The organism is Pseudoalteromonas lipolytica (assembly GCF_003515105.1).
Classification (GTDB): Bacteria; Pseudomonadota; Gammaproteobacteria; order Enterobacterales; family Alteromonadaceae; genus Pseudoalteromonas; species Pseudoalteromonas lipolytica.
Genome location: NZ_CP032090.1, coordinates 920,914 through 947,417 on the forward strand (window position 1 = coordinate 920,914; position 26,504 = coordinate 947,417).

24 protein-coding genes are annotated in these 26,504 nt (G+C 41.2%); 13 read left to right on the plus strand and 11 right to left on the minus strand.

The window, feature by feature from the left end; translation table 11 throughout:
- Positions 1-14 precede the first annotated feature (14 nt).
- The gene (locus D0907_RS04235; RefSeq protein WP_231387315.1) at positions 15-911 is read right to left on the minus strand and encodes an energy transducer TonB; all 897 of its coding nucleotides are present in this window, start codon (positions 909-911) and stop codon (positions 15-17) included.
- A 515-nt stretch (positions 912-1,426) separates the two neighbouring features.
- Here D0907_RS04235 and D0907_RS04240 point away from each other — a divergent pair.
- The 6 genes from D0907_RS04240 to csrA all read left to right on the plus strand — a co-directional run bounded on the left by D0907_RS04240 (position 1,427) and on the right by csrA (position 7,505).
- On the plus strand, positions 1,427-2,053 hold the full coding sequence (locus D0907_RS04240; RefSeq protein WP_036970507.1) for a GTP cyclohydrolase II: 627 nt from the start codon (positions 1,427-1,429) through the stop codon (positions 2,051-2,053).
- A 78-nt stretch (positions 2,054-2,131) separates the two neighbouring features.
- The gene (locus D0907_RS04245; protein WP_065978419.1) at positions 2,132-2,926 is read left to right on the plus strand and encodes a BPSS1780 family membrane protein; all 795 of its coding nucleotides are present in this window, start codon (positions 2,132-2,134) and stop codon (positions 2,924-2,926) included.
- Positions 2,926-3,378, plus strand: a complete 453-nt coding sequence (locus tag D0907_RS04250) for a regulatory protein RecX (RefSeq protein WP_118844073.1) — start codon at positions 2,926-2,928, stop codon at positions 3,376-3,378. The genes D0907_RS04245 and D0907_RS04250 overlap by 1 nt, the downstream gene beginning before the upstream one ends.
- A gap of 17 nt (positions 3,379-3,395) precedes the next feature.
- Positions 3,396-5,996, plus strand: coding sequence for an alanine--tRNA ligase (gene alaS / locus D0907_RS04255; RefSeq protein WP_065978417.1), 2,601 nt, complete (start codon positions 3,396-3,398; stop codon positions 5,994-5,996).
- A gap of 6 nt (positions 5,997-6,002) precedes the next feature.
- Positions 6,003-7,220, plus strand: a complete 1,218-nt coding sequence (locus tag D0907_RS04260; RefSeq protein WP_036970498.1) for an aspartate kinase — start codon at positions 6,003-6,005, stop codon at positions 7,218-7,220.
- Positions 7,221-7,313: 93 nt separating this feature from the next.
- The gene (csrA, locus tag D0907_RS04265; protein ID WP_036970495.1) at positions 7,314-7,505 is read left to right on the plus strand and encodes a carbon storage regulator CsrA; all 192 of its coding nucleotides are present in this window, start codon (positions 7,314-7,316) and stop codon (positions 7,503-7,505) included.
- A 27-nt stretch (positions 7,506-7,532) separates the two neighbouring features.
- On the opposite strand, the gene D0907_RS04270 is transcribed toward csrA, so the two are convergent.
- Positions 7,533-8,000, minus strand: coding sequence for a YcxB family protein (locus D0907_RS04270; protein WP_036970492.1), 468 nt, complete (start codon positions 7,998-8,000; stop codon positions 7,533-7,535).
- Positions 8,001-8,341: 341 nt separating this feature from the next.
- Here D0907_RS04270 and D0907_RS04275 point away from each other — a divergent pair, with 341 nt between their 5' ends.
- On the plus strand, positions 8,342-9,235 hold the full coding sequence (locus D0907_RS04275) for a hypothetical protein (RefSeq protein ID WP_244223140.1): 894 nt from the start codon (positions 8,342-8,344) through the stop codon (positions 9,233-9,235).
- A 51-nt stretch (positions 9,236-9,286) separates the two neighbouring features.
- Here D0907_RS04275 and D0907_RS04280 read toward each other — a convergent pair whose 3' ends face one another.
- The 3 genes from D0907_RS04280 to D0907_RS04290 form a co-directional block, all read right to left on the minus strand.
- Positions 9,287-12,253: a TonB-dependent receptor domain-containing protein gene (locus tag D0907_RS04280; protein WP_036970486.1), complete on the minus strand. Its 2,967-nt coding sequence runs from the start codon at positions 12,251-12,253 to the stop codon at positions 9,287-9,289.
- A gap of 201 nt (positions 12,254-12,454) precedes the next feature.
- The gene (locus D0907_RS04285; protein WP_036970483.1) at positions 12,455-12,646 is read right to left on the minus strand and encodes a hypothetical protein; all 192 of its coding nucleotides are present in this window, start codon (positions 12,644-12,646) and stop codon (positions 12,455-12,457) included.
- 52 nt (positions 12,647-12,698) lie between these two features.
- Positions 12,699-12,872 carry a DUF1328 domain-containing protein gene (locus tag D0907_RS04290; RefSeq protein WP_036970480.1) on the minus strand — a complete coding sequence of 58 codons (174 nt, stop codon included), beginning with the start codon at positions 12,870-12,872 and terminating at the stop codon, positions 12,699-12,701.
- Positions 12,873-13,404: 532 nt separating this feature from the next.
- Between D0907_RS04290 and D0907_RS04295 the strand changes: the two genes are divergently transcribed.
- The 4 genes from D0907_RS04295 to D0907_RS21015 all read left to right on the plus strand — a co-directional run bounded on the left by D0907_RS04295 (position 13,405) and on the right by D0907_RS21015 (position 16,870).
- A complete protein-coding gene (locus tag D0907_RS04295) occupies positions 13,405-13,653 on the plus strand; it encodes an OadG family transporter subunit (protein ID WP_065978414.1) in 249 nt (82 codons plus the stop codon).
- Between the two features lie 15 nt (positions 13,654-13,668).
- Positions 13,669-15,447 (plus strand): sodium-extruding oxaloacetate decarboxylase subunit alpha, encoded by a 1,779-nt coding sequence (gene oadA, locus D0907_RS04300; protein ID WP_036970475.1) that lies wholly within the window; start codon positions 13,669-13,671, stop codon positions 15,445-15,447.
- A 10-nt stretch (positions 15,448-15,457) separates the two neighbouring features.
- Complete coding sequence (locus D0907_RS04305; protein WP_036970471.1) at positions 15,458-16,588, plus strand: sodium ion-translocating decarboxylase subunit beta; 1,131 nt, start codon at positions 15,458-15,460, stop codon at positions 16,586-16,588.
- A gap of 105 nt (positions 16,589-16,693) precedes the next feature.
- Complete coding sequence (locus D0907_RS21015; protein WP_162898025.1) at positions 16,694-16,870, plus strand: hypothetical protein; 177 nt, start codon at positions 16,694-16,696, stop codon at positions 16,868-16,870.
- Positions 16,871-16,931: 61 nt separating this feature from the next.
- On the opposite strand, the gene D0907_RS04310 is transcribed toward D0907_RS21015, so the two are convergent.
- A complete protein-coding gene (locus D0907_RS04310) occupies positions 16,932-18,248 on the minus strand; it encodes a peptidoglycan DD-metalloendopeptidase family protein (protein ID WP_036970468.1) in 1,317 nt (438 codons plus the stop codon).
- A gap of 395 nt (positions 18,249-18,643) precedes the next feature.
- On the opposite strand from D0907_RS04310, the gene tyrS reads away from it, so the two are divergent.
- The gene (gene tyrS / locus D0907_RS04315) at positions 18,644-19,843 is read left to right on the plus strand and encodes a tyrosine--tRNA ligase (protein WP_065978412.1); all 1,200 of its coding nucleotides are present in this window, start codon (positions 18,644-18,646) and stop codon (positions 19,841-19,843) included.
- Between the two features lie 55 nt (positions 19,844-19,898).
- Here the strand turns inward: tyrS and D0907_RS04320 are convergent, their stop codons facing one another.
- The 4 genes from D0907_RS04320 to folE2 form a co-directional block, all read right to left on the minus strand.
- Entirely contained in the window at positions 19,899-20,852 is a 954-nt protein-coding gene (locus D0907_RS04320) for a cobalamin biosynthesis protein CobD/CbiB (protein WP_075593839.1), read from the minus strand.
- Position 20,853: 1 nt separating this feature from the next.
- The gene (mtnN, locus tag D0907_RS04325; protein WP_065978410.1) at positions 20,854-21,561 is read right to left on the minus strand and encodes a 5'-methylthioadenosine/S-adenosylhomocysteine nucleosidase; all 708 of its coding nucleotides are present in this window, start codon (positions 21,559-21,561) and stop codon (positions 20,854-20,856) included.
- Between the two features lie 103 nt (positions 21,562-21,664).
- Entirely contained in the window at positions 21,665-22,264 is a 600-nt protein-coding gene (locus tag D0907_RS04330; protein ID WP_036970456.1) for a DUF2726 domain-containing protein, read from the minus strand.
- A gap of 80 nt (positions 22,265-22,344) precedes the next feature.
- Positions 22,345-23,265: a GTP cyclohydrolase FolE2 gene (folE2, locus tag D0907_RS04335; RefSeq protein WP_075593840.1), complete on the minus strand. Its 921-nt coding sequence runs from the start codon at positions 23,263-23,265 to the stop codon at positions 22,345-22,347.
- Positions 23,266-23,439: 174 nt separating this feature from the next.
- On the opposite strand from folE2, the gene arcB reads away from it, so the two are divergent.
- Positions 23,440-25,767, plus strand: a complete 2,328-nt coding sequence (arcB, locus tag D0907_RS04340; RefSeq protein ID WP_075593841.1) for an aerobic respiration two-component sensor histidine kinase ArcB — start codon at positions 23,440-23,442, stop codon at positions 25,765-25,767.
- Positions 25,768-25,773: 6 nt separating this feature from the next.
- On the opposite strand, the gene arcA is transcribed toward arcB, so the two are convergent.
- A complete protein-coding gene (gene arcA / locus D0907_RS04345) occupies positions 25,774-26,490 on the minus strand; it encodes a two-component system response regulator ArcA (RefSeq protein ID WP_118844074.1) in 717 nt (238 codons plus the stop codon).
- Positions 26,491-26,504 lie beyond the last annotated feature (14 nt).

The following is a 26,504-nucleotide window of genomic DNA, read 5'->3' on the forward strand; positions in this document are numbered from 1 at the left end:
TTAGTTTATTTTGATTAGTTTATTTTAAAGTCGAGCTGAACTTGGGTTGTTGATGCAACGGCATGCCCATCTTCAAATTTTGGGGCATAACGCCACTTTTTCATTGCTTTTATAGCTTCTACTTCGAATGCTTTACCGCCTTTAGACTCAAGTACGGCAACGTTATCTACAAAGCCTGTGGGAGTCACTTCGAACTCCATAATAACAGAACCACTTTGTCTAAGCTGTGCCTTTGACATGGGGTACTTAGGATGCACGCGATACAAGGGCTCTTGCTCTTGGTTGTCTTTCCACGGCACCATTTTTGCGATAGCAATACAGTGTTTGGTTGCTTCATCGCTTTTACCTATTTTTTCGTATAAATGAACTAGCTTAGAGTGGGCGTCCAGTTCGGCTTTGTGATCAAAACTGAGTGCGTCATCAAATACTTTAACAACATGGTTAAGGCGCTCAATTGCGTAGTCATAATCGTGCCTGCTTTGAGCAAAAGCGGCGGCTAAAAAGTCTGCTTGAATACGCTCTAGCGAGTTACTTGGCACATTATCTTTGTAATATTCATCGGCTTCTTCTAGGTAACGTTTAGCTGTTAAGTAACGTTCACCACTGTTTTTAAGGGCCAAAATACGTGCTGCACTGAGCTTACTGTCGGCAACCAGTTTGTCATTCTTTTGTTGCTCAGCAATGCTAATTAAGTCGCTTAAGTAAGCACTTGCTTTTCTTGCTGATTGAGTCGATTCAGCCATGCCGAGCAGTGCATCATAGACTTCGGTACTGTGTTCACCATGTCTTTTTTCTAAAATAGTGTATGCCGTTTTGTATAACTCGTATTGTTTTTCGTGCTGGTACGTGGCAAGACTATTTGCGTAGTTAATGGCTAAATTCGCTGTATTATCGGTGTTTTCGCCATACACTTTTTGACCGAGTTGATAGGCTTTTTGCGCAAGTTCGGTAGTGTCTTGTTGGTTTTCAAGCGCAGCTAAATAGGCGCGGTAAGTTTCATTAAACTCACTGTTTATATCTTGATTAGCTAAACAAGGCTGGCTTAATAGTATGCCATAAACATATGGCTAAAGAGGCTTTTTTCATAATAATCCTTATTATATTTCGCAAGTTAGCTTTTAAATAAACCACAAACGAGGGTTACTCATATTTATTAGTCGAGATTAACAAAAGGTATTATAAATGTCACTTAATTGGGTAATTTCTAGTTAAAAATGCGGAGGAAGTGTTGATGAATACGGCTGTAAAATTAAGCTTGAAAGATGTGCAAAGCTCGTATCTTCGTCTGGTTTGAGTGTATAATACTTGAATTGCTGGTAACTGCCTCAATATTAGTTATCACTCGTCGTATGTTGCATTCTTACAACCTCAAACTGTTGTAATCACATTTGCAGTATTGCATTTATTTTTTTAATTTGGATTTGTCGTGGCGCAAGTAAGAGCAAGAGTCCAGCTAAATGTTGGCAAAAACAGTGATATCCCTGCAGAAATCGTCTCGTTTAGTGGTTTAAATGATGGTCAAGAGCATATTGCTTTAGTATTTAATCAAGCCGACACCGAGCAAGACATCCCCTTAATTCGTATGCATTCAGAGTGCTTAACGGGTGATGTATTTCATTCTTCGCGTTGTGACTGTGGTGAGCAGTTAAATGAGTGCATTGAAATGATGCATGAGCAAGGTGGAATTTTATTATATTTGCGCCAAGAAGGGCGTGGCATAGGTTTATACAATAAGATTGATGCTTATGTATTGCAATCGCAAGGTATGAATACTTACGAAGCGAATAACCACCTAGGTTTTGCCGATGATTTGCGTGATTTTTCTGACGCTGTTTTAATGCTCGAGGCACTTAATCAAAAGCATGTTAAGTTAATGACTAACAACCCAAATAAGCTCAAAGCTCTGCGTGATGCTGGCATTGAAGTTGATTCAGTTGTCGGCACGCATGCACACATTAAAGCAGGTGTTGTTGGTAATCGCGCTTACTTAGAAACAAAAATCAAACATGGTTCACACATGCTTGATATCAAAAAAATTAAAAAGCCTGAATAATTTTCACAGCAGGTGACTATAAACAAATAGCGCACCCAGTTATACTCGGTGCGTTTTGTCGTTATTGAATGAGAAGCTATGTCGATCGAAGTGCGTATTTTTAAAGCCGATGCAGGCGTAAAATGGTTTAAAGCAGGTTGGGAAATCTTTAAGCTGCAACCGTTTACGTTTATTTTAATGCACCTATTAATAGGTGTGATTGGTTTCTTATCGTTAGTGTTACCCCTGCTGCAAGTTGTCGGTGCATTTGTTGCCCCATTTTTAATGGCGGGCTTTTATCAAGCCGTGCTAACTAAACAACAAGGTGGCACGATTAGTCAGGCAGATATCTTTAAACCGTTTACCAATAAAGGGAATCGTATTGGTTTAGTGCGAGTTGCTGTGTATCAAATGGCGGCGGGCATTTTATTAGCGGTGTTATCTAATTTTATCTTTGCAGATGCCTATGCGGTTATTTCAAGTCAAACGTTCGACCCACAAAACCAAACACACATAGCGGATTTACTGGCAACCATTTCTATGGGGCAGGTGGCCGTTTTTTTACTGGCAATCTGTGTGTATTTAACGGCGTTTGCTTATGCAGTCCCCTTGGTTTATTTTCAAAAGCAAACCAACATGTTCCAGGTATTAAAAACCTCGTTCATGGTGTTTTATCATAATATGGCTCCGTTAGGTGTTTACGGTTTGATTTGTGCTGTATTAATGCTGATCTGTATACCTTTATCGTTTATTCCACTATTGGTTTTAATGCCAATTTGTTACATTAGCTTCTTCGTGTCTTTTCAGGCTATTTTTATGCCAGTTGTGCCAAAAAGTGATGACCAACCAAAGACACCAGAAACATCGTCACAATCAGGACGCTTTGACGCGTAATGGATGATAAAGAAAAAAAGTTAAAAAATTACGTACTTTGGTTACTTTCACGACAAGATTACTCGCGTCGTGATTTAACCCGAAAGCTACAACAAAAAGAAGCGACGCCCGAGTTTACAGAGCGTTTGTTAGATTGGTGTGAGTCACACAACTTTATTAACGAGCAGCGCTACTGCGAAGGGTTTGTACGCCGCCATTTAGCGAAGTATCATGGGGCTAAACGCATCCAAAGCGAAGCAATGGCAAAAGGGATAGATCGGGCTTTGTTAGACAAGACGCTCGAAGAGTTCGAAATCGATTGGTTTGAGCTCGCACAGGACGCATATTTAAAAAAGTTTTCAAATTCACGTAGAGAACTCGATCAGAAAGAAAAAGCGAAACGTGTACGCTACTTGATGTATCGAGGCTTTAATTACGAACAAATTGATTTTGCAATGCAAGCACAGCAATAAACGGGTGAGACTTTCACATGCAGCATATGACTACCGCACAGATCAGGCAACAGTTCTTAGACTTTTTTGCCTCTAAACAACACCAAATTGTTCCTTCAAGCTCGCTGATCCCGGGCAACGATGCCACATTATTATTCAATAACGCCGGCATGGTGCAATTTAAAGATGTATTTTTAGGTGCGGAAAGCCGCCCTTATTCACGTGCAACCAGCTCACAGCGTTGTGTGCGCGCAGGTGGTAAACATAACGACCTTGAAAACGTGGGTTACACTGCACGTCACCATACATTCTTCGAAATGTTAGGTAACTTCAGCTTTGGCGATTACTTCAAACAAGACGCGATTAAGTTTGCGTGGCAGTTTTTAACAGAGACTGTAAAGTTACCGCAAGAAAAGTTATTGGTTACTATTTACCACGATGACGAAGAAGCGTTTAACATTTGGCACAAAGAAGTGGGTCTAAGTGAAGACCGCATCATTCGTATTGCAACCAGCGATAACTTCTGGTCAATGGGTGACACGGGTCCGTGTGGTCCATGTTCAGAAATCTTTTATGATCACGGTGAAGAAATTTGGGGGGGGCCTCCAGGTTCACCTGAAGAAGATGGCGACCGTTTCATTGAAATTTGGAACCTCGTATTCATGCAATACAACCGCCATGCCGACGGTACAATGGAGCCGCTTCCTAAGCAATCTGTTGATACTGGTATGGGTCTTGAGCGTATCGCGGCTATTTTACAAGGCGTTCACTCAAACTACGAAATCGATTTGTTCCAAGCACTCATTGCTGCGGCGGCTAAAGTAACCAACGCGCAAGATTTAAATGATAAATCATTACGCGTAGTGGCTGACCACATTCGTTCGTGTGCATTCTTAGTGTCTGACGGCGTTATGCCATCAAACGAAGGCCGCGGTTACGTATTACGTCGTATTATTCGTCGTGCAGTACGTCACGGTAACAAACTTGGCGCAAAAGGCGCGTTCTTCTATAAGCTTGTTGCTGCACTAATCGAGCAAATGGGTCAAGCGTACCCTGAGCTTGCTAAGCAACAAGAAATTATCGAAAAAGTATTACGCATCGAAGAAGAGCAGTTTGGTAAAACACTTGAGCGTGGTCTAGCGATTCTTGAAGAAAGCCTTACTGACATCGAAGGTGATGTGATCCCGGGTGATTTAGTCTTCAAGCTTTACGATACTTACGGTTTCCCTGCTGATTTAACGGCTGACGTTGCGCGTGAGCGTTTCATGACTATTGATGAGCAAGGTTTTCAAGAGTGCATGGCTGTTCAGCGTAAGCAAGCACAGCAAGCGGGTAAATTTGGTGCTGATTATAACCAGCAACTTAAATCTGAAAAACACACAGACTTTAAAGGGTACGACTCAGAGCACTACACTGGCACCGTGGTTGAATTATTTGCTGAGGGCCAATCTGTTTCTGTACTTGAAGATGGCCAAGAAGGTATTGCAATTCTTGACCGTACACCATTCTACGCCGAGTCAGGTGGTCAGGTTGGTGACACGGGTGTGTTAAAAGTGGCGGGTGGTGAGTTTGTTGTTACTAACACTACCAAGCTGGGTAATGCATTTGCGCACCATGGTCGTGTACAAGGCCGCATTGGTACAAACGACAAAGCAGAAGCAACAATTGATGCTGCACGTCGCGATAGCATTAAGAAAAACCATACTGCCACGCATATTTTACATGAAACGCTTCGCCAAATTTTAGGTGATCACGTAAGTCAAAAAGGCTCACTGGTTGACCCTGAGCGTTTACGTTTTGATTTCTCTCACTTTGAAGCCGTAACAAAAGATGAATTACGTCAAATTGAGCGTGCAGTGAACGACGAAATCCGTCGTAACTTTGCGCTTGAGACTGAGCTTATGGCAATTGATGAGGCCAAGGCAAAAGGGGCGATGGCGTTATTCGGTGAGAAATACGACGACGAAGTGCGCGTAGTCACGATTGGTGATTACTCAATCGAGCTGTGTGGTGGTACTCACGTTAAGCGTGCTGGTGATATTGGTTTATTCAAAATCGTATCAGAAAGCGGCATTGCAGCTGGTATTCGTCGTATCGAAGCGGTAACAGGTGCTGAAGCTGTTGCGTATGTCAGTGAGCAGGAGCAACAGTTAAACGATGTTGCAGCTCTAGTAAAAGGTGATAGCAGCACGGTACTTGAAAAAGTAACAGCACTCCTTGAAAAGTCAAAAGGGCTTGAGAAGCAAATTGCTCAGCTTAACGATAAGCTAGCAAGTGCGGCGGGTGCATCGCTACTTGACTCAGTTGTTGAAGTGAATGGTATTAAACTTCTAGTTGCTGATGTAGCTGGTACAGAGTCGAAAGCATTACGTGGCATGGTTGATGACCTGAAAACGAAGATTGGTTCAGGCGTGATTGCACTTGGTGTAGCAAACGGCGACAAAGTTAGCTTAATTGCCGGTGTAACTAAAGACCTGACAGGCAAAGTGAAAGCGGGTGAACTTGTTAATCACATGGCTGCACAAGTGGGCGGTAAAGGCGGTGGTCGTCCTGATATGGCGCAAGCGGGTGGTACTCAGCCAGAGAACCTAAGCGCAGCCTTAGAAAGCGTAACTAGTTGGTTATCTGAACGTTCTTAATCACTAGTGGCACTTATCGTCCAAAAGTTCGGCGGCACTTCAGTGGGCTCCATTGAGCGTATTGAGGCCGTCGCCGACCTTGTTGTTAAAACAAAACAACAAGGCCATCAAGTTGTGGTGGTGCTCTCGGCTATGTCGGGAGAAACTAACCGTCTGATTGACCTCGCTAAACAAATAGATTCTCGGCCTAGTGCCCGTGAACTCGATGTGTTGCTTACCACTGGTGAGCAAGTGTCGGTATCGTTGTTGGCAATGGCAATAATTAAGCGTGGACACTCAGCTGTTAGCTTACTTGCCGATCAGGTAAATATTCGTACTGACAATATGTTCGGTAAAGCCCGTATTGAAGAAATTGCAGCGACACGGCTAAAGCATGAGCTTGAGCATAACCGGATTGCAATTATTGCTGGTTTTCAAGGCCGTGATATCGAGGGCAATATCACCACGTTAGGTCGCGGCGGCACTGATACCTCAGCAGTTGAAATTGCGGGGGCAATTAATGCCGATGAATGCCAAATTTATACTGATGTTGACGGCGTTTATACGACCGATCCACGCATTGAACCAAATGCGCGTCGTATGAGCCATGTTACCTTTGAAGAAATGCTCGAAATGGCGAGTTTAGGCGCAAAGGTCTTACATATTCGCAGTGTCGAAGCAGCAGGAAAGTATAATATACCGCTCAGGGTGTTATCGAGTTTTAATCCCGATCAAGGGACCTTGATCAGTTTTGAGGAGCCGGATGTGCAAGCAAATATTGTGTCGGGTATTGCGTTTAATCGAGATGAAAGTCTTATTTATGTCAACGCAGTGCCACAAGGAATGGAAAACCTTGCAAAAATTTTGCAACTTTTTGCAGAATTCGGTATCGAAATAGATATGATTAATCAAGTTAATCATAACTTTGAAAAAATAGACTATGCTTTTACTGTGCACACAAATGATTTTGAGCAGGCGCTTGAAATTTTAACCAGTAACCAAAGTGCTATCAAAGCTGAATCTATAAATGGAGTAAGCAATGTTGCCAAGGTATCTGCTGTTGGCGTAGGGATGAAATCTCACTCAGGTGTCGCAAGTTTATTTTTTAATGCACTTGCACAAGAAAGCATCAAAGTGATACTTATATCAACATCAGAAATAAAGATATCAGTTTTAATTGATGAAAAGTATTTAGAACTGGCTGTACGTGCACTACACAAAGTTTTTTTAACTGAAAATGAGTAAGATATAGAGTTTTTACTTACTTTTAGGTCTAGTTTTCATTAAAATGATTTTGACGCGGAATCTTTTAATTTTTTGGAACATGGGAGCAAGAGAATGCTAATACTAACTCGAAGAGTAGGTGAAACCCTAATGATCGGTGACGAAGTAACAGTTACTGTTCTTGGTGTTAAAGGAAATCAGGTTCGCATTGGTGTAAATGCACCTAAAGATGTCTCTGTACATCGTGAAGAAATTTACATGCGAATCCAAGCAGAGAAATCTAACCCTAATCCGGGTAATGTTTAATCAGCAAAAAGATTTTTTAAGAGCCACTCATTGAGTGGCTCTTTTATTTAGTGCGGTGGTCATTGCTTCGTTTAGCGCTTGCTTTGATAAATACTGCATGCCTTTGTCTGCTTTTAAAATATAACCCCGCTCTGTTTCAATAATCTCATTGATTTGCTGCCAACTTAATTGGTAGCTTTTGTAAGGGTTTTCGGCTTTTACACCCTCATCATCAAAACTAACGGTTACTTCACTGCCTGATGCGCGACTCAGCATTTGCCTAGTGACCCACCAAGGGCGTTTGTAGTAAAACGATAAACACTCAACGATAGCCAGCATAAACATAAAGCTGCCAAGGTAATGGTTTTCAAGCATATAAAAGGCAAGTAACCCTAGGCTTATTAGCAATACTAATAATGGATATTTTGGTTTTGCCTGTGAAGAGTAGGGCAATGACTCATCAAAGCACTCATAGTAATAAGGTTTATCTAGTGTGTAAGTTATACTTAGCGACATTCATGGTACTCACATTATTTGATACATGAAGTTTATCATTTTTAGAAAAAAACTACCGTAGTTGGTTTTCATTTTGTTGTCATTATGAGAGCTTATACCAACCTGCAATATTACTTAATCATTCAGAGGGATTAAACCTGACGCTAGCTGCGTTAAAAGTTTCTATCTAGAACAACGTAATGATGAAGCTTTTCGCCTTGCTATTGCCCGTTTTACCTGTCTCTAAACAGCTTATTTAATTAAGCTGCCTAGAGTTTAAGTGAATGCGTTTAAGTAAATGTGTTTTTAGGCGAAAATATTATGCTCTTTAGCTCTTTAGCTCATTATCTTTAGCTCTTACAGTGGCCACTAACTCGTTTTTAGTTATGGCCGACATGCCTTATACACCGATTGATGAAATTAACCTTGCTAAGCCCAATGGCAAGTTAGCAAAAGCTGTTGCGACTACGCCTCATGGCTTTTTGATGCATTTAGGTGATATGAAATCTGGCTCTCTTGCATGTACCAATGAACTCTTAACAAGCAATAAAAAACTACTTACTTCTCTTTCTTCTCAGCCATTTATTTACACGCCTGGCGACAATGAATGGACCGACTGTGACCGTGCTACGCTAAATCCCCGTTTTGATGAACTTGAGCGATTAAACTACGTTAAAGGATTAATGTATGACGAAGCATACGTTAAAAAAGCGAAGCAGCTAGAGGGCTTTACACAGCAGGCCGATATGCTTGAAAACGCTCGCTGGCAGTTTGACGGAATAGAGTTTCGCACTTTGCATATACCAGGTACGTTTAATGGCCGCTCTCAAATACTAAAAACTGATAAACATGTTGCACTCGATGCGGCCGATACACGAGACAAGCTTAATGTAAATTGGTTAAATCAGGCGTTAGTTAATCAGAGTGCGAGGGCATATGTGTTTGGCTTTCAAGCCGATATCTATCGTTCAACTAAAAAGCAGCCATGCGCTGATTTACGCCGAAGCGACTGCGACGCCTTTAAAGTATATCGAGATGCAATCAATGACTTTGCAAAGCGCACTGATAAGCCGGTGTTGGTAATGCATGGTGATACCCCCCCATACTGTCAGCAGCAACTGGCTGATAATTTAACCCGTTTGAATGTACCCGGCGACTTTGAAGTAAGTGATATAGCGAAGGTGAGTTTAGTCGATGGTAATTGGCAAATTAACAGTATGGCGTCAGGGAAGGTATTAACTGTTCAATGTAAGTAAAAAATTAAGTAAAAAAAGAGCGGCTTTATAAGCCGCTCTGGTTTTAAGTTATTAAAACTTTAACTTCACACCCATTTTAAATTGACGACCTAAAACGTCATAGTTACTTGGGAATGTGTTACCTGAGTTTGAGCTTGTATCACCAGCTTCACCACCCACTACAGGTGGCTCTTTTTCAAACATGTTATCAATACCGAATGTAACATTCATGTATTCGGTAACATGATAGCTGGCAAATAAATCGAAGTAATCGTAGCTTTCAATACTTCTGAATTCTTCAAAAACATTAGGTGCTTCGATTGGCTCAACATCAACACCATCTATATGGCGCCATTGTAATGAAACCGTAAAGTCTTCCCAAATCCAGCTAGTACGTTGTACCCAGCGTAATTCAGAAACAGGATCACAGCTTGTGCTGAAATACCCTTTACAGTCAATAATGCGGGCAGTGCTGGAACTTTGTGATTCTTGAGTTAGGTATTTGTTTACATTACCAGAGAACTGCAATTCGCCCATATCATCAAGCAAAATACCAAAATTAAACCCAAGCTCTACACCCTCGGCGCGTTGGTTTTTTAAGTTGGTCGTAAATTGCTCAATACCCGCGCCAGCAATTGTTAAATCACCCCCAATGCGGTTGATTTTTGCACACTCGTTTGCATCGCCAAGTACATAACATGCATCTAGAATTTCCTGAGCTGAGAAGTTACCAATAATATTATCAATATCAATATCGTAGTAATCGAGTGTAATTGTAAAGTTTTCAACTGCACTGAACTCAGGCGTCCAGACAATACCCGCAGTAAATGTTTCTGCTTCTTCAGCACCAGGTGGGTTTAAAGGATCGCTCCCGCTGATAACTTGCACTTGACCAGATATTACATCTTGTACATTACCTACTTGCGCGTCAGTCATGCCAGTTGAAATACAAAGTTGTCTCAACGTTGCATCAATATTAGCGGCATTTGCGACAGAGCAAGGATCTTGTTGTGCATTGTCTAAGCCTGTGACTACAGGTGATGCAATCTCACCAACATTAGGTGCACGTGTTGCTTGTTGTTGCATTACACGAACAAGTACATCACTTACAGGGCGCCAGTTAAAACCGAGCTTCCAAGTTTCGTTACTACCAACAGTGTCATAGTCTGCCCAGCGGAAACCAAATTCAACATCAAGTGTTTCAGCACCAGGTAACCCATCTAACACAGGTAGGTAACCTTCTAAAAATACCTCATCAACTTTAAAGCCACCCGAAATTGGTAGCTGGTTACCACCGGCTCCCCCTTGGCAGCTTGCAGGGGCAAGTTTTAAACATTCATCCGGTTCAAAAAGGCCTTTTTCGCGACGATTTTCGTAACCAAAGCTCATCGAAAGTGGCGCACCTGCACCTGGAATTTCGATAAAATTAATGGCGCCATTAACCGTTGCGGTGAAAATTTCTTGGCTGTATTTTTGCTGTTGCAGGGCGATTGCTTGAGCGTATCCTGCCATTTCTTCAGTGATTGTACCGAAACCACCAAATAAATTGATTGGCACACAGCTAGAATCACCATTTTTACAAGTGACACCATCTGTTGTATCAAGAGCATTTTGAATATTAGTTAGGTTAGTATAGCCGCCACGCACTGTGGTTCTGTTAGATTCACCATATTGGTAGCTAACATCGTATTCCCAGTCATCAAGGAAGAAACCTGTCACACCAGTTACAAGTTGGAATTGCGCACTGTCATAACGTTCTGTTCTTGCGCCAAGTTCTAACGTTCTACGACGAAGTTGAACTTTTAAATAGTCTTCACTATCAACGATACCATTGCCATTGACGTCTTGCCAGTTGCTATCATCTAAGCTTCCAGCTGCCAGAGCTGCTGTTGCTCCGTCAATCATAAATTGTCTAGCTTGGTCACCAATTAGTGGATTAGCAAGCGGTAAGTTGAAGCTTGAACCAAATGTTCCAGATGGTGCGACCTGAGTATCAACACTGGTATTTGTGTAGTTGAAGCTTGAATATACTTTATGCTCATCAGTTAAGTTATATTTAGCAATGGCTGTAGCAGAATAACGCTCTGAAGGTGTTTGGTAGAAGTTATAAGGGTTAAAGTTAAATACACTACAGGTGTCTGGTTGCAATGTTCCGTCATTTCTAAATTGCCCAGAACCTGTTGTACCCGCACCTACAATCGCAAATCTCGTAGGGAATGCTGTTGTTGAACCGCCACTTTCAACAGAGTTTGGACCGCTACAATCTGCTGGTGCTGGAATTGGGGGTTCACCATTGAGGAATTGCTCGTAGTTAGCACCTGTTTTAGTTTCTATACCGAGTAGGCCCAACGGACGGTCACCCAGTAAGATTTGATCACGTTGGCTCCAGCCTAAAGAGAGAACCACATTGCCTTTATCATCTTCTAAATTAGAGCCGATTGTAAGAGCTATGCTGTCTTTATCGCCATCACCATCACCTGTTTCAGAGTGCTTAAAGTCTAAATCAACGCCTTGGAAGTCATCTTTTAAGACTACATTCACAGCACCTGCAATCGCATCTGAGCCGTATACCGCAGAAGCACCACCGGTAATAATGTCAATTCTTTCAATGAGGGCTGTGGGGATTGTTGAGCTATCAACAGACCCATTATAGTTGTATGGAATCATCCGGCGACCATTCATTAACACTAAAGAGCGTTGTGAACCTAAGCCCCTTAAGTTAATGGTTGCTGCACCGCCAGAGCCATTATTTACGTTACTACCGTCTCCAGGGATTGTAGAGGGAAGGGTTCTAAGGATTTGCTCTACTTCAGGTTCTTGTTGATAACCTAGTTCTTTTTCTCCAATTGAAACAATAGGGCTTGCAGAGACCGCACCAGGTTGTCTAATCCGACTACCGGTGACTGATATCACTTCGAGATCTTTTTTTGCTTCAGTTTCTTCTTCGGCTGAACTTGTTGGTGCATACAGTAAAACTGATGACACGAAGCCTGTACTAATTGCTAATCTTATAGCATTAGATAGTTTGCTGGTTAACATTGTTATCTCCCAATAAATTATAGTTGGCTAGAAAACAATGGAATACTGCTGATAGTCCATTCTTAGCAATATCAGCTTAGTATACATATTAGGTAAAAGTAAAAAAATACTTCGTTATTTTGTATATGTTTTTCAAAAATACCAATGCTTTACGAAAAAAAGCGACTTATAAAGCCGCTTTTTTTCGTAAAGTCTCTATTTTTAGCAGTTAGTTTCTTCTGCTTTTACACCTTCTTTAACTTCTTCGCATGCATCTTCTACTGCATTTTGAGCGTCGGTTACTGCTTCATCAATGCGCTCACCAGCTTCTTCTGCTGTGTTGTCTTCACACCCCATAATAAATAAAGCTGAAAATAGGGCGATAGTAGCTGCTTTTAAAGTTGAATTTTTCATAATGAAATTCCTTGTAAATAAATTAGTAAAGTAAATTGCTGTTGGTTTGTTATTACTTAGGTACATTGCCTCTAAGAGCACCTGATATAAGTGAAATAACAAGTAAAACTAAGAATATAAAAAATATGATTTTAGCTATGCCTGCTGCGGCCCCTGCAATACCGCCAAAACCTAACACTGCAGCGATTAGCGCTATAACTAAAAAAGTAACTGTCCAGCGTAACATAATGTTCTCCTTGGTTATTTAATTTCGTTTCGGTTGATTAGACTGAAGCGAGTTCCATACCAAAGTTTTAAAGTCCTTATTTTTCAATTTGTTAGTTTTTTTTCGGTTTTTTTTGTGGCGTGTCGTTTGGTAATTATTACGAGTGATCATGTAACTTATTCATAGTGATAATTTTTCAACTTCTATGCTGAAAGTGGACGCCTGTGAGTATGTTTTCTTGGTAAGACCAATTTAACCTGTATGGCATACAAGTTACCAAACCCCTTGCTTTAGCTGATTTTTACGCTGCTACGTTACACAGTTAACTATTTTTACATATAACTTTTGACTATATTGAGTATTTTTATCGTCTATATTGGGTAGTTAATTGCCGTAATGGCTTGGTGTTAATTAATTGTTTGATGTGTTACCCTGTAATTAATTGGTTTTACCAATTGACAATAAAGCTTTAAAAATAAGTTTTGTTTGTTATTATGAGTGTATAAATATTCAATTTAAGTGTTTTTTTATTCTGAGTAGCGAGGGGAGCAGTATGGATATTGGTGGCTTACTTACAACCGCAGCCAGCTTAATGCTAACGGGTATGGTGGGTGTATTTATCTTTCTCAGTATTTTGATTTCAGCCGTACTGCTGATGTCGAAATTGTTGGGGCGATTTGAAAACTCTGCGAGCTCAGTTCCAGTCCGAACCGCAAAATTACAGCCTCAGCAAGGGGTACCACCGGCACATATTGCAGCTATCAGCGCTGCTATCGCTCAATTTAGAAATAAACAACAATAACGGAGCAGCTTGAACATGGCTAAATTAAAACTAACCGAATTAGTATTGCGTGATGCGCATCAATCTCTCTTAGCAACGCGTATGCGCCTAGATGATATGCTGCCTATTGCCGAAAAGCTTGATCATGCAGGTTATTGGTCTATTGAATCATGGGGGGGAGCTACTTTTGACTCCTGTATCCGTTATTTAGGTGAAGACCCTTGGCAGCGTATCCGTGAGCTAAAGGCGGCAATGCCAAACACTAAACAGCAAATGTTATTACGCGGTCAAAACCTTTTAGGTTATCGCCACTATGCTGATGACGTTGTTGAAAAATTTGTTGAACGCGCCCATAAAAATGGTGTTGATGTATTCCGTATTTTCGATGCGATGAATGATGTACGTAACTTAGAAACGGCGATTAAAGCGGCTGTTAAAGTGGGAGCGCACGCGCAAGGGACTATTTCGTATACGGTAAGCCCTGTTCATACGCTTGATATGTGGTTAAAACTTGCTAAACAATTAGAAGAGCTTGGTTGTCACTCTATTTGTATTAAAGATATGGCGGGTTTATTAAAACCGTATGAGTGTGAGCAACTCATTAAAGGGTTGAAAGAGACAGTTTCAATTCCGATTGCTATGCAATGTCATGCGACTACAGGGCTTAGCACTGCAACATATCAAAAAGCAATTGATGCAGGTATTGATATGCTTGATACCGCAATATCGTCAATGAGTATGACGTATGGCCACAGTGCCACTGAAACAATTGTGTCAATTGTTGAAGGCACAGAGCGCGATACTGAACTCGATTTAAATCAACTTGAAGAAATTGCTGCGTACTTCCGTGATGTTCGCAAAAAGTATGCGGCATTTGAAGGCAGCTTAAAAGGGGTTGATGGTCGAATTTTACTCGCACAAGTGCCTGGCGGCATGTTAACTAACATGGAAAACCAGCTTAAAGAGCAAGGTGCAGCAGATAAATTAGACCAAGTATTACTTGAGATCCCGCGTGTTCGTGAAGACTTAGGGTTCATTCCGCTTGTTACACCCACCTCACAAATAGTAGGAACACAAGCGGTACTTAATGTATTAACTGGTGAGCGTTATAAAACAATCACTAAAGAAACTGCCGGTGTACTTAAAGGTGAATATGGTGCGACACCAGCGCCAATGAATAAAGAGCTGCAAGAACGCGTCCTTGATGGTGCTGAACCGATTACTTGTCGCCCTGCTGATAAACTTGAGCCTGAACTTGAGAAATTAGAAGCCGAGCTTTTAAAAGAAGCCAAAGAGCAAGGCTTAGAGCTTGCTGATGAAGTAATTGATGATGTGCTTACTTATGCATTATTCCCGCAAATTGGCTTGAAGTTTATTAAAAACCGCCATAACCCTGATGCATTTGAAGCAGTTCCAACAGCTGAAACTGCCCAGACTGAAAGTAAACAACCTACGTCAGGCAAAAATGCCGTTAAAGCTGAGCAGTATAGCGTAAAAGTTGATGGGAAAGTTTACGATGTCGTAGTAGCGCAAGGTGGTGAGCTTAAAGAAGTTACTCTTAAAGACAGCGAATTAATTCCACAATCGGCATCAGCGTCAGCGGGTGAAACGCTCAATGCGCCATTGGCGGGTAATATCTTTAAAATTAAGGTAAAGCCGGGCCAAACGGTAAATCAAGGCGATGTGGTTATCATTATGGAAGCAATGAAAATGGAAACCGAAGTCCGTGCTGCACATACAGGCACTGTCGCTGAAATCTTAGTAGCCGAAGGTGACTCAGTTACCACTGGCGATGCTATGATTTCGTTAGCGTAGGGGATAGAAGATGGATGGTCTTTTAAACCTTTGGCATGCAACGGGTATAGCAAACTTTACCTTTCCTGCTTTGATTATGATTGCCGTAGGGTGTTTATTGCTGTATTTGGCAATTGCACGTAATTTTGAGCCGTTGCTGCTTTTACCCATTGGCTTCGGCGCTATTTTGACAAACATTCCAGTTGCTGGGTTATCTGACCCAGGTGGGCTTTTATATTATGTTTATCACATTGGCATCGACTCAGGTGTTTTTCCACTGTTGATCTTTATGGGGGTGGGTGCATTAACAGATTTTAGTGCTTTAATTGCAAACCCTCGCATGTTGTTATTGGGGGCTGCTGCTCAGTTTGGTATTTTTGCAACCTTATTTGGTGCCATTTTACTTAACTTTATTCCAGGTTTTGAGTTTACCCTGCAAGATGCATCCGCTATCGCTATTATCGGTGGTGCAGATGGTCCAACGGCAATATTTTTAGCGTCGAAATTGGCTCCTGATTTATTAGGTGCCATTGCAGTAGCTGCTTATTCGTACATGGCATTGGTTCCTATAATTCAACCGCCCATCATGCGAGCTTTAACAACGCCTGAAGAGCGCCAAATTCAAATGCCACAATTACGTGCTGTGTCGAAAACTGAGAAGATTATTTTCCCGCTTATGGTATTGAGCCTAACTATTTTGTTCTTACCAGCGGCAACCCCTCTTGTTGGCATGTTTTGTTTAGGTAATTTAATGCGAGAGTCTGGTGTTGTTGACCGTTTAAGTAATAGTGCGCAAAACGAGATCATTAACATTACCACTATTTTCTTAGGTCTTGCTGTTGGCTCAAAACTGGCTGCCGATAAGTTCTTAACTGTCGAAACGATAGGTATTTTAGTACTTGGTGCATTGGCTTTTGCCATTGGTACAGCGTCTGGTGTCTTTATGGCAAAAGGCCTCAATAAGATTTCTAAATCACCTATTAACCCGCTAGTAGGGGCTGCTGGAGTGTCAGCCGTTCCAATGGCTGCGCGTGTTGTTAATAAAGTAGGCCTTGAAAGTAACCCGCATAATTTCTTGTTAATGCATGCAATGGGGCCAAATGTTGCAGGGGTACTAGGCAGTGCTGTTGCAGCTGGTATTTTGTTAGCGATTGTAGGTTAATAAATCGATTACACATTTTACTTCCAACCGACTGGCGCAGTAATTTTACTGCGCTTTTTTTTGCCTATAGACTGGTTACATTACCGTCTACATTAGGAAGCCACCATGAATATATTTGTTATCTTACTTTGCTTGTTTATTGCCTTGGTTATTCTGGTGCCGTTACTTGAAAAGTACCATTCAAAACTGGGCCTTGATGGCGCAACTAAATACGCTAAGTACATTTGGCCTCTGGTGATGATCTCAATGGTTATTCAGCTTATTTATTTACTCGTAAGGTAATTTAGGGCCAAGCACAAAAAAGCCGCTACAACGTGCAGCGGCTTTGTCATTATTAATTAGCTTATTTGTTTAAGGCTAATTGCATTTCACGGTTACGCTGTAATTGCGCTAAGAAGTTATCTGCAATAGGTTTAAACTTGGCTAACTCATCACGAGGCAAGGGTTCTGATTTAGGTAGTTTTACCGTTTTAGGGTTACGGTGTACACCATTTACCAAAAACTCATAATGTAAGTGTGGGCCTGTTACACGACCAGTAGCACCGACCGTACCAATTTTTTGGCCTTGCTTCACTTTCTGACCCGTTTTAACCATTTTTTTGTTTAAGTGTAAGTACTTAGTCACGTATTGAGTGCCATGGCTAATAAAAACATAGTTACCGTTGTACTTACTGTAGCCTGCCTTAAGCACTTTACCATTACCAGCTGAAACAACCGGTGTGCCAGTGCGCGCGGCATAATCGATACCGTTGTGTGGCTTAACTGTCTTTGTTACAGGGTGTAAACGGCGTGGGTTAAAGCTAGAGCTAATATATTTAAAGTTAACTGGTGCACGCAAGAAGGCTTTTTTCATGCTACGGCCTTCAGGAGTGTAAAAGTTACCATCTGTATGACGAATTGCTGTGTAGCGCTCGCCTTGGTTAATAAATTCTGCGGCAATAATTTTACCGTCGCCAATGTATTCACCATCAACATAATGTGCTTCGTAAATTAAACCGAATTGGTCGCCATTACGAATATCATTGGCAAAATCGACATCCCAACCAAAAATATCAGCAAAGTTCATAATTTGACGTTCGCTAAGGCCTGCGGCAATACCTGATGTCCAAAAGCTGCTATTAATCTCTCCACCGGCTGATTTACTCAGCGTTTCTATCTCTTTACTATCGATAGAGGTGTCGTAGTTACCTTCTTCGTTTAAGGTAACGTATAAGGTATCTGTTTTTGAGATAACATAGCGAAGCTGTGCTAATGAGCCATCTTCTGCGGTTGCAAAGCTTAATACTTCACCTGGATGAATTTTTGTCAGTTTACGCGTTTCAGCATTTGTATTGATTAGCTTGTGTAATGTTTGTGCTGAAAAACCTGCACGTTTAAAAATAAGTGCTAAATTATCGCCATTGCGAACTTCATGGTCGATAAGGTCGTATTCTGGAAGTTTAGCTGCTGCTTGCTCAGAATTTAATTCAGTCAGTTTTTCGTTATCGTCAACTTTAACTTGTAATTCGTAGCGCTTGCCAATCTCAAGTGCATTCGCACTGTTATCCTTTGATGCGGTGGCTTTTTCCGAAGGTAATAATGCTAAGCCAGCAATAGCAGAAACCAAACCGAGAATAAGCAGTTTGTGTTTTTTGGGGAGTTTGTGCACAACGTGAACCATAACGTGCCTTTTTCTGCTGTCAAGAAAATTAATTACTAATATTGCAGGATATACCTAAAATAGAGCAAATACCAGAGTTTTGTAGATTTAAACTGGCGCTATTTTACGCTAGAATTAGTAGGCGCGTTAAACTTTTTTGATTAAATTTGCAGCAGATGCCAAGAGTTAAACTAATTATGCATTAGTTAACTAAAGTACCTTCATTAAAATGCAATAACGCGGTATAAAGAACAATCACGCGCGCTGCCTTCGGGGCTTTTACTTAACACGGTTAAGTTAGCTTTATTTTTGTGCAGTATTTCTGGCGCTAACTAGCTAAATTTTAATGTTTTAGTTCTATTTTAACCCTAATAGGCCACCACGCCCGGTAAGCTGAATTTTTGGAGTAATACACAGTGGATTTACAAACCGCTCTAGCTGAGATAAAACGCGGTGCAGAAGAGATATTAATTGAAGACGAATTAGTTGAAAAATTAAAGTCTGGTAAGAAGTTAAAGATCAAAGCGGGTTTCGATCCAACTGCGCCTGATCTACATTTAGGTCACACAGTACTTATCAATAAAATGAAAACCTTCCAAGACCTAGGTCATGAAGTGATTTTCTTGATTGGTGATTTCACAGGTATGATTGGTGATCCAACGGGTAAAAACGTGACACGTAAACCGTTAACCCGTGATGACGTGCTTGCAAATGCCGAAACATATAAAGAGCAAGTATTTAAGATTCTTGATCCTGCTAAAACAACGGTTGCATTTAACTCTACGTGGATGGAGACATTAGGTGCTGCGGGCATGATCAAACTGGCTGCGCGTCAAACAGTAGCACGTATGCTAGAACGTGATGACTTTAAAAAGCGTTATGCCGGTGGCCAATCTATTGCAATCCACGAATTTTTATATCCACTTGTTCAAGGTTGGGACTCAGTTGCATTAGAAGCAGACGTTGAACTAGGTGGTACTGATCAACGTTTTAATTTACTAATGGGTCGTGAGTTACAAAAAGACGAAGGTCAAAAGCCACAAACAGTGCTAATGATGCCGCTGCTTGAAGGGACTGACGGCGTACAAAAAATGTCTAAATCATTAGGCAACTACATTGGTATTACTGATGAACCAAACGATATGTTTGGTAAAGTGATGTCAATTAGTGATGAGCTAATGTGGCGTTACTATGACTTACTAAGTGCGTTATCTATTGAAGAAATTGCTGCGCTTAAGCAACGCGTTGCAGAGGGTGTTAATCCGCGTGATATTAAGATTGAACTGGCTAAAGAATTAATTGCGCGTTTCCACAGCGCAGATGCAGCCGAAGGTGCACACCAAGATTTCATCAAACGATTCCAAAAAAATGCTTTACCAGATGAAATCCCTGAAGTGACTGTAACGATCGCTGAAGAGTCGGTCTTTATCACTAATTTGCTAAAAGAAGCAAACTTAGTAGCGAGTACGTCTGAAGCAATGCGAATGATCAAGCAAGGCGCAGTTAAAATTAATGGTGAAGAAAAAGTAACAGATACTAAGCTTGAAGTTGCAAAAGGCACCACTGAGATTTACCAAGTAGGTAAACGTAAGTTTGCAAAGATCACGGTTGCTTAATACTTCCATACTAAGCAAAACAAAAAACCAGCTTCGGCTGGTTTTTTTGTCGCAATTAGTTAACGAGCAATAGTGTGGCTATTTCGATTGCAACGATTGATAGCAGCCAGAATGCTTTTGCTTGATTTAAACGGTTTATAAGCACAGGAATATCATCGGCAGTGGGTAATCGTTCGGTGCCTACACGCATTTTATTGTAACGTTCGCCTTGATAAAGTGCGGGGCCGCCAAGTTGTACGTGTAAGGCTGCTGAGGTCACACTTAATAACCAGCCTGTATTCGTTTGATAAAAATGTCTACCGTAGTATTTAATATAATGAATACTGTGTTTACTGGCATTGGTTGCCGCAATCGTGATGGCAACTAATCGAGTGGGTAGCCACTCAAGGACAAATAACAGCTTTGCGATAGGTTTTAAAAATGGACTATTTGGCTGTTGCTTTTTACGCCATGATTGGTGAATAAGCGTTAATAAACGATAAACGATTGCGCTAATAGGCCCGCCGATTAAATAAAAGAATATAACGGCAAAATAATGCCTCGCACTTTGCAGCACCAATGACTCCATGGTGGCTTTACAGATACCTGGCGATGAAAGTCGTGACACATCACGTGCAACCAAACTCGATAGTAGCTCTTTTGCGATAGCTTTTTGATTTTGTTTTATGAGTCTAGCAATACGCAGCGACTTCTTTTCTTGTAAGCGGCTACTTAGCAGTAAATATAAGATTAAGCCATTCAGTAACTCGGGGTAGAAAGCAAACTCTAAGAACAATACAACAAGAACGACAATCACTAAAACGGTCAAAGTAAAGGCAAGGGTAGAGGCAAGATATTGATAACTCGTGGGGTTTGAACGGTTATATAAACGCTCTCCCAAGGCTGCGAATATAATGCTTAAAAAAGTGTTGGGGTGATACCAGCTAACTAAGGGGAAAAAGCGCTCAGCAAGGAGCGCTATAAAAAATACAATAATGTCCAAATGGGTTTGAACAAAATGTGTAATCACCTTATAAACTCACCGAGGTCAGTTTTTCTAATAGGGCCACAACCATTTTTGATGAATTAATTGATGCTGTTTCAATGTACTCTTCAAATGACTGCGGTGATTCTTTACCCGCTATATCTGACATAGAACGAATAACCACAAACGGCGTTTCAAGTACGTGGCAAGCTTGAGCAATTGCAGCGCCTTCCATTTCTACGGCAAGCATTGTTGGAAATTCAGCACGTGTTTTTTCTATACGTACCGGGTCACACATAAACGAGTCGCCAGTACAAATTAGGCCAATCATGGTCTTAACATCACTGATTTGGCTAACGCTTTGTTCTGCAGCTTCAATCAGTTTTGGGTGAGCTGCAAAACCAGCAGGCATTTGTGGTACTTGACCGATTTCGTAACCAAACGCAGTAACATCAACATCGTGGTGACGCACTTCAGATGAAATAACCACATCACCCACATTTAATGACGGTTCAAAGCCACCCGCAGAACCGGTGTTGATCACACAATCAGGTGTAAAGTTATCAATGAGTAACGTGGTCGCTACCGCAGACGCCACTTTACCGATACCAGACTGAACAAGTGTTACTTTATTACCTGCTAATTCGCCTGTGTAGAATGTAAACCCTGCTTTTGTCATCGTGCTTGGGTTTGCCATTGCTTCGCGTAAAATTTTTACTTCTGGCTCCATCGCGCCAATAATACCAACGTGCATAATATTTGATTCCTTAGATTGAATAGGATGATTATACCTAAAAATGTATAAAACAAACAAAAAAGCAGACCCGAAAGTCTGCTTTTGCCACTATTATGACAACTTATATTTCAGCAAGTGCGGTAGAGCTCGTATGAGCTTTTGCTTGAGATGGCGACAATACTGCAGGCTTTGTAACACGGTTGCGTGTTGGTCTTATCGGCGCTGCTGCAGGTTTCCCTAGCTTAAACATAATCGCATCACGGACTTCCCTTGGTTGATAACCCGATTTCACCTTCATACGAATATGAGGAATGCCAGCCGCTTCTAATGCGCCACTAACAAACCAATCTCGCTGTGCTTTATGACCGTCTTTGTTGGTATTATTTACTAAATCAACCGCTGCAACGATTGTTAGCTTTTCTTTATCGATAAGCACATAATCTAATTGCTTACCTTTTGCCTTCGTCATGGCTGCTCGCTTTGCTTTAACAGATAAGCCTTGCTTGCAGTCAATTAAATCGATTAGTTTTACGCGGCTTACAATTTTGTATTGATCGCCAACGGCACGTTCAAGAAGGTTTAAAAAAGCACTTTCAACTTGAGTAAAAACACTTTGTTTACGAGTGAAAGGGTACGGGTTTCCGCCATCATCGCTGAACTTTGACGCAACAACAGAAGCCACTACGACTAAAACTAAAATTGATAATAAAGCGAATTCCATAAGGTAACTCCACAACAACAAATTGACACTGAAATATAAAAGCAATATGTGTGCCTAAGTGTCGGGAGTTACCAAATTATTTAAGCAGTATAACCGCCAGCAACTCCTTTTACGGCAATTGCAACAGCATCATGCGCATGAAGTGATTCGTAGTGGTTGATTTGCAACCAGTAATCGGCATACTCTTGCTCTTCTAACAGCCCTTTGATTTTACGAGCGGCGTCTTCACAGAACATCAGGTTTTGGCCATTTAAACGTGCAAATTCTTGCTCGTCTTCACGTTTAACTGCCGCTTGCACAGGGGTTTTTAATTCACCTTCTAATGCATCTATTAAGCCAACCACATCAAAGCTGGTGAGAGCGTTATCAAGCTTCACTTTCACATTTGCAATTGATCGCTGAGAGTGGGGTGTGGCGACAATCCCTTCTGTTGTGCCCAGCCAGTTTAAAACCATTTGTTTATCAATTTGTTGCTCTGCAAATTTTTCATCAAATGCATGTTGAATTAATTGCCTTGCGAGTGCAGCTGAGCATGGGCAAGTCGATGAGTAAGTGACATCAACCATTAGCTCAAAGCTTAATACACCTTGATTAATTTTGGCTATTAGGTGGATTGGGTAGTTTTTCCAACCCACTTTGCCACTCAACAAAGACTCACGACGCAATGGAAGCTCAAACTTAAATTCAATTTGTGCTTGGTCACTTAAATCATCATGGCTACTAATAAAGGTATCAAGTGCCTGAGCAAGTGTTTGTGGGTTCACTTGCTGTTCAGTTGATAAGGTATCGAGTGCTAAAAATAAGCGCGACATGTGAATGCCTTTCGCATCTTCTTTATGTAAATTTACAAATGCGCGTGCTTTAGCAACTACATTTACAGGGGCAATATTGCGAGATTCAAAAATGAAAGGAAGTTCAATTTCGCCCATGCCAACCCAGTCTAATTTTCCTGTTCGTAAGGCGGGAGCCGTATCAGCAATATCTGGCATCGTGGTCTGCATGGTAATACTCATTCTTTGCAATTATTAAAGCGCGGTATTTTACATGAAAAAATATAAAAAACGCGGCGTTGATGAAAAAATTCTGTGTTTATCGCACAATATGAATATTTCATAAGGAATAGTGATAAAATTAGCTATGCTGTTTTTTTTAGATTATGTGCCTAAGCTTTATCTATGATTGATTCTTCTTTGAGTCCGTGGGCTCGCACACTCTCAAGCTTTATATCAAAATACGGTGAATTCAAAACCGCCGCAGCTTGCTATGCCCTGTTATTGGTTATGTCTTTAATATTGTCGTGTATGTTTTACTACGTGGCAGTTGGAACCGTAACCTTAGTTGATGTATTGGCTGTAATGTTTTTTACGGCTGTCGTATCGCCAATTTTAATTTCTGTATTGTTAAATTCTATTCGTCAGTTAGAAGCGTCATACAGTTACTTAGACAGTGCAACCAAACAAGAAAAGCTCTTAAACCAAACGTTAAAAGACAATATTAGTCGCCTTAATGAAGAAATTGACGAACGTAAAATGGCGTTTCATGCCAAGCACCGAGCAATTGAAGAGTTAAGACGAGAAATTGCCGAGCGTAAGAAAACACAACAAGAGTTAGCACAACAGGGCATGTTACTTCGCTCTATTGTCGACTCCTCACCCGATTTATTCTACTACCGTGATAACAATGGTGTGTTCGCTGGGTGTAATAAAATGTTTGAAGAGGTGATTGGTAAAAGTAGCGAAGACCTGATTGGCAAAAGTGTCGAAGAAATTTACCCAAGCGATTATCTACCTGAAGTATTACGCACCGACAAAAAAGTGTCGCAGACTCATCAAGCACTCACTTTAGACGTTGAATACCCTGTAGCAGGGGAGAAACGTTGGTTTGAAATGCGTAAATTGCCGTTTATTAATGAAAAAGGTGAATACATAGGCTTACTTGCGTTCGGTCGTGATATCACCAGCCGTAAAGAAGCTGCTCAAGCGCTAGAGGCAGCCTACAAAGATAAAGGGAAATTCATTGCTACTCTGAGCCATGAATTAAGAACCCCACTTAATGGCATTGTTGGTTTAACCCGCATGCTACTCGATACTGAGCTCGATAAGCAGCAACGAAGCTGGTGTAATACGGTGTTCTCAAGTGCTGAAACGCTGGGTAATATCTTCAATGATATTATAGATTTAGATAAAATTGACCGTGAGCAACTTGATATTGTAGCCGATTCAGTGAATGTTGCAGACTTTATTAATGATGTTGTGAACTTTGCGGGTTTAATTGCTGAACAAAAAGGCCTCGACTTTAATATCAAGCGTAAAGGCACGCTTGATGTGTATGCGTCTTTAGATCCGACCCGCCTTCGCCAAGTTGTTTGGAACCTTATTAATAATGCGGTGAAATTTACCCAGCAAGGTCATGTAGAACTCGAATGCCGCCGTGAAAATCGCCCTGATGGGCCTTGGTTAGTAATGCGAGTGAGTGATACAGGACAAGGGATCCCTCAAGAGCAGCTACACCGTATTTTTGACATGTATTATAAAGCGCCAGATATAAATGGCACCAACGCAATTGGCTCGGGAATTGGTTTAGCCGTAACTAAAGCGTTGGTTAGTGCCATGAAAGGTGAAATACATGTTAGCAGCACAGAGGGCGAGGGCAGTGTATTCGTGGTAGAAATCCCCCTTAAACTTTGTATTGCGCCAACCGAGCAAAGCTATGCAGTTCGCAGCTTAAACATTTTGTTAGTTGAAGATGTGCCATTAAATGCTGAAATAGCAACTAACCTGTTAGAGCAGCGTGGTCACGAAGTTATTTGGGCTGAAACCGGTGAAGATGCGCTGTCGTTTGTTTACACCGAGGATGATTTAGACTTAGTGCTATTAGATATGCAATTACCCGACATTAATGGTGATGAAGTAGCAAGGCAAATTCGTTATGATGAGCATTTTGATAACTTACCGATAGTCGCCCTTACCGCCAACGTAAGAAGCGCCGAAGAGGAGCTCGCAGGTATAAGTATTCAAGGTGCATTAGCAAAACCAATTAACACCACGAAGCTTGATAAAATGCTGGGTGAGCTATTTGATATTAAACAGCAAAAAGTACCTGACTCTGCATCTGTTAAAGCCGCTAAGCCGAAAGATCTTTCCGGTATCAAAGTAGAATTACTCGACATTGAAACCATTGAAGATTTTGTTGGCTCTATGGGGTTAGAGGTGTTTAAACGCAGCGCTGCGTTATTTGCTAAGCTTAACCCGCAGTATCAAACAGAATTAGCCGATGCTCTGGCTATAGACGACAGAGAAGAATATAAATCGGTAGCCCATAAGCTAAAAGGTGCTGCAGGTTCTGTTGGTTTAAACGATGTGCAATTACATGCTAAAAAGATGGAACACGGTGCGCTTGATGAGAGTGCAGAAGAACTGCAAGAGTGGTTAAGTGTTTTAGCAGATAAAATAAATGAAGGGCATGAAGCCCTCCAATTATTTTTACAACAGTTAGAAGATTAGTTCTAATTAGTTGTCAATTTTACCAATGAAGCGGTAGCCTTCACCATGGATGGTGCTGATAAGCTCAGATGTGCTGTTATCGCTTTCAAAGTGTTTTCTAATACGACGAATTGTTACATCAACTGTACGGTCGTTAGCACGTAGCTCGCGGCCAGTCATATGCTTAATAAGTTGCTCACGGCTAAAGATACGGCCAGGAGAATCAAGCATTAAGCGTAACGCACGGTATTCACCTTTAGGCAGACGTTTAGCATCGCCACTTGGTGATGTTAAACAACGGCTGTTTTCATCAAGTTCCCAACCGTTAAATGTAATAACACCATTTGTTTCGATATTAGCTTCTTCGCCACCTAACGCTGTACGAGAGATTAGGTTGCGCGCACGAATCGTTAGTTCGCGAGGGTTGAACGGCTTAGTGATGTAATCATCTGCACCAATTTCAAGACCTAGAATACGGTCAACGTCGTTGTCACGACCTGTTAAGAAAATCAGGCCAACATTGCGTTTTTGACGTAATTCACGAGCTAAGATTAACCCGTTTTTACCTGGTAGGTTGATGTACATAACTACAAGGTTCACATCATCATTATTTGTAAGCTTGTCATGCATATCATCGCCATCAATGGCTTCAATAACTTTGTAACCTTCAGCTTCAAATAAACTAACGAGGTTTAGTCGAGTTACGTCTTCATCCTCTACGATCAGAATGACTGGCGTTTGCATTGTATATTAACCTT

What these genes read in the sequence shown, in the direction of transcription:
- D0907_RS04245 (WP_065978419.1), top strand. Translation starts at nt 2,132, where the DNA reads ATGTCGATCGAAGTGCGTATTTTTAAAGCCGATGCAGGCGTAAAATGG.
- D0907_RS04250 (WP_118844073.1), top strand. Translation starts at nt 2,926, where the DNA reads ATGGATGATAAAGAAAAAAAGTTAAAAAATTACGTACTTTGGTTACTT.
- alaS (WP_065978417.1), top strand. Translation starts at nt 3,396, where the DNA reads ATGCAGCATATGACTACCGCACAGATCAGGCAACAGTTCTTAGACTTT.
- csrA (WP_036970495.1), top strand. Translation starts at nt 7,314, where the DNA reads ATGCTAATACTAACTCGAAGAGTAGGTGAAACCCTAATGATCGGTGAC.
- D0907_RS04270 (WP_036970492.1), bottom strand. Translation starts at nt 8,000, where the DNA reads ATGTCGCTAAGTATAACTTACACACTAGATAAACCTTATTACTATGAG.
- D0907_RS04280 (WP_036970486.1), bottom strand. Translation starts at nt 12,253, where the DNA reads ATGTTAACCAGCAAACTATCTAATGCTATAAGATTAGCAATTAGTACA.
- D0907_RS04285 (WP_036970483.1), bottom strand. Translation starts at nt 12,646, where the DNA reads ATGAAAAATTCAACTTTAAAAGCAGCTACTATCGCCCTATTTTCAGCT.
- D0907_RS04290 (WP_036970480.1), bottom strand. Translation starts at nt 12,872, where the DNA reads ATGTTACGCTGGACAGTTACTTTTTTAGTTATAGCGCTAATCGCTGCA.
- D0907_RS04295 (WP_065978414.1), top strand. Translation starts at nt 13,405, where the DNA reads ATGGATATTGGTGGCTTACTTACAACCGCAGCCAGCTTAATGCTAACG.
- oadA (WP_036970475.1), top strand. Translation starts at nt 13,669, where the DNA reads ATGGCTAAATTAAAACTAACCGAATTAGTATTGCGTGATGCGCATCAA.
- D0907_RS04305 (WP_036970471.1), top strand. Translation starts at nt 15,458, where the DNA reads ATGGATGGTCTTTTAAACCTTTGGCATGCAACGGGTATAGCAAACTTT.
- D0907_RS21015 (WP_162898025.1), top strand. Translation starts at nt 16,694, where the DNA reads ATGAATATATTTGTTATCTTACTTTGCTTGTTTATTGCCTTGGTTATT.
- D0907_RS04310 (WP_036970468.1), bottom strand. Translation starts at nt 18,248, where the DNA reads ATGGTTCACGTTGTGCACAAACTCCCCAAAAAACACAAACTGCTTATT.
- mtnN (WP_065978410.1), bottom strand. Translation starts at nt 21,561, where the DNA reads ATGCACGTTGGTATTATTGGCGCGATGGAGCCAGAAGTAAAAATTTTA.
- D0907_RS04330 (WP_036970456.1), bottom strand. Translation starts at nt 22,264, where the DNA reads ATGGAATTCGCTTTATTATCAATTTTAGTTTTAGTCGTAGTGGCTTCT.
- folE2 (WP_075593840.1), bottom strand. Translation starts at nt 23,265, where the DNA reads ATGCAGACCACGATGCCAGATATTGCTGATACGGCTCCCGCCTTACGA.
- arcB (WP_075593841.1), top strand. Translation starts at nt 23,440, where the DNA reads ATGATTGATTCTTCTTTGAGTCCGTGGGCTCGCACACTCTCAAGCTTT.
- arcA (WP_118844074.1), bottom strand. Translation starts at nt 26,490, where the DNA reads ATGCAAACGCCAGTCATTCTGATCGTAGAGGATGAAGACGTAACTCGA.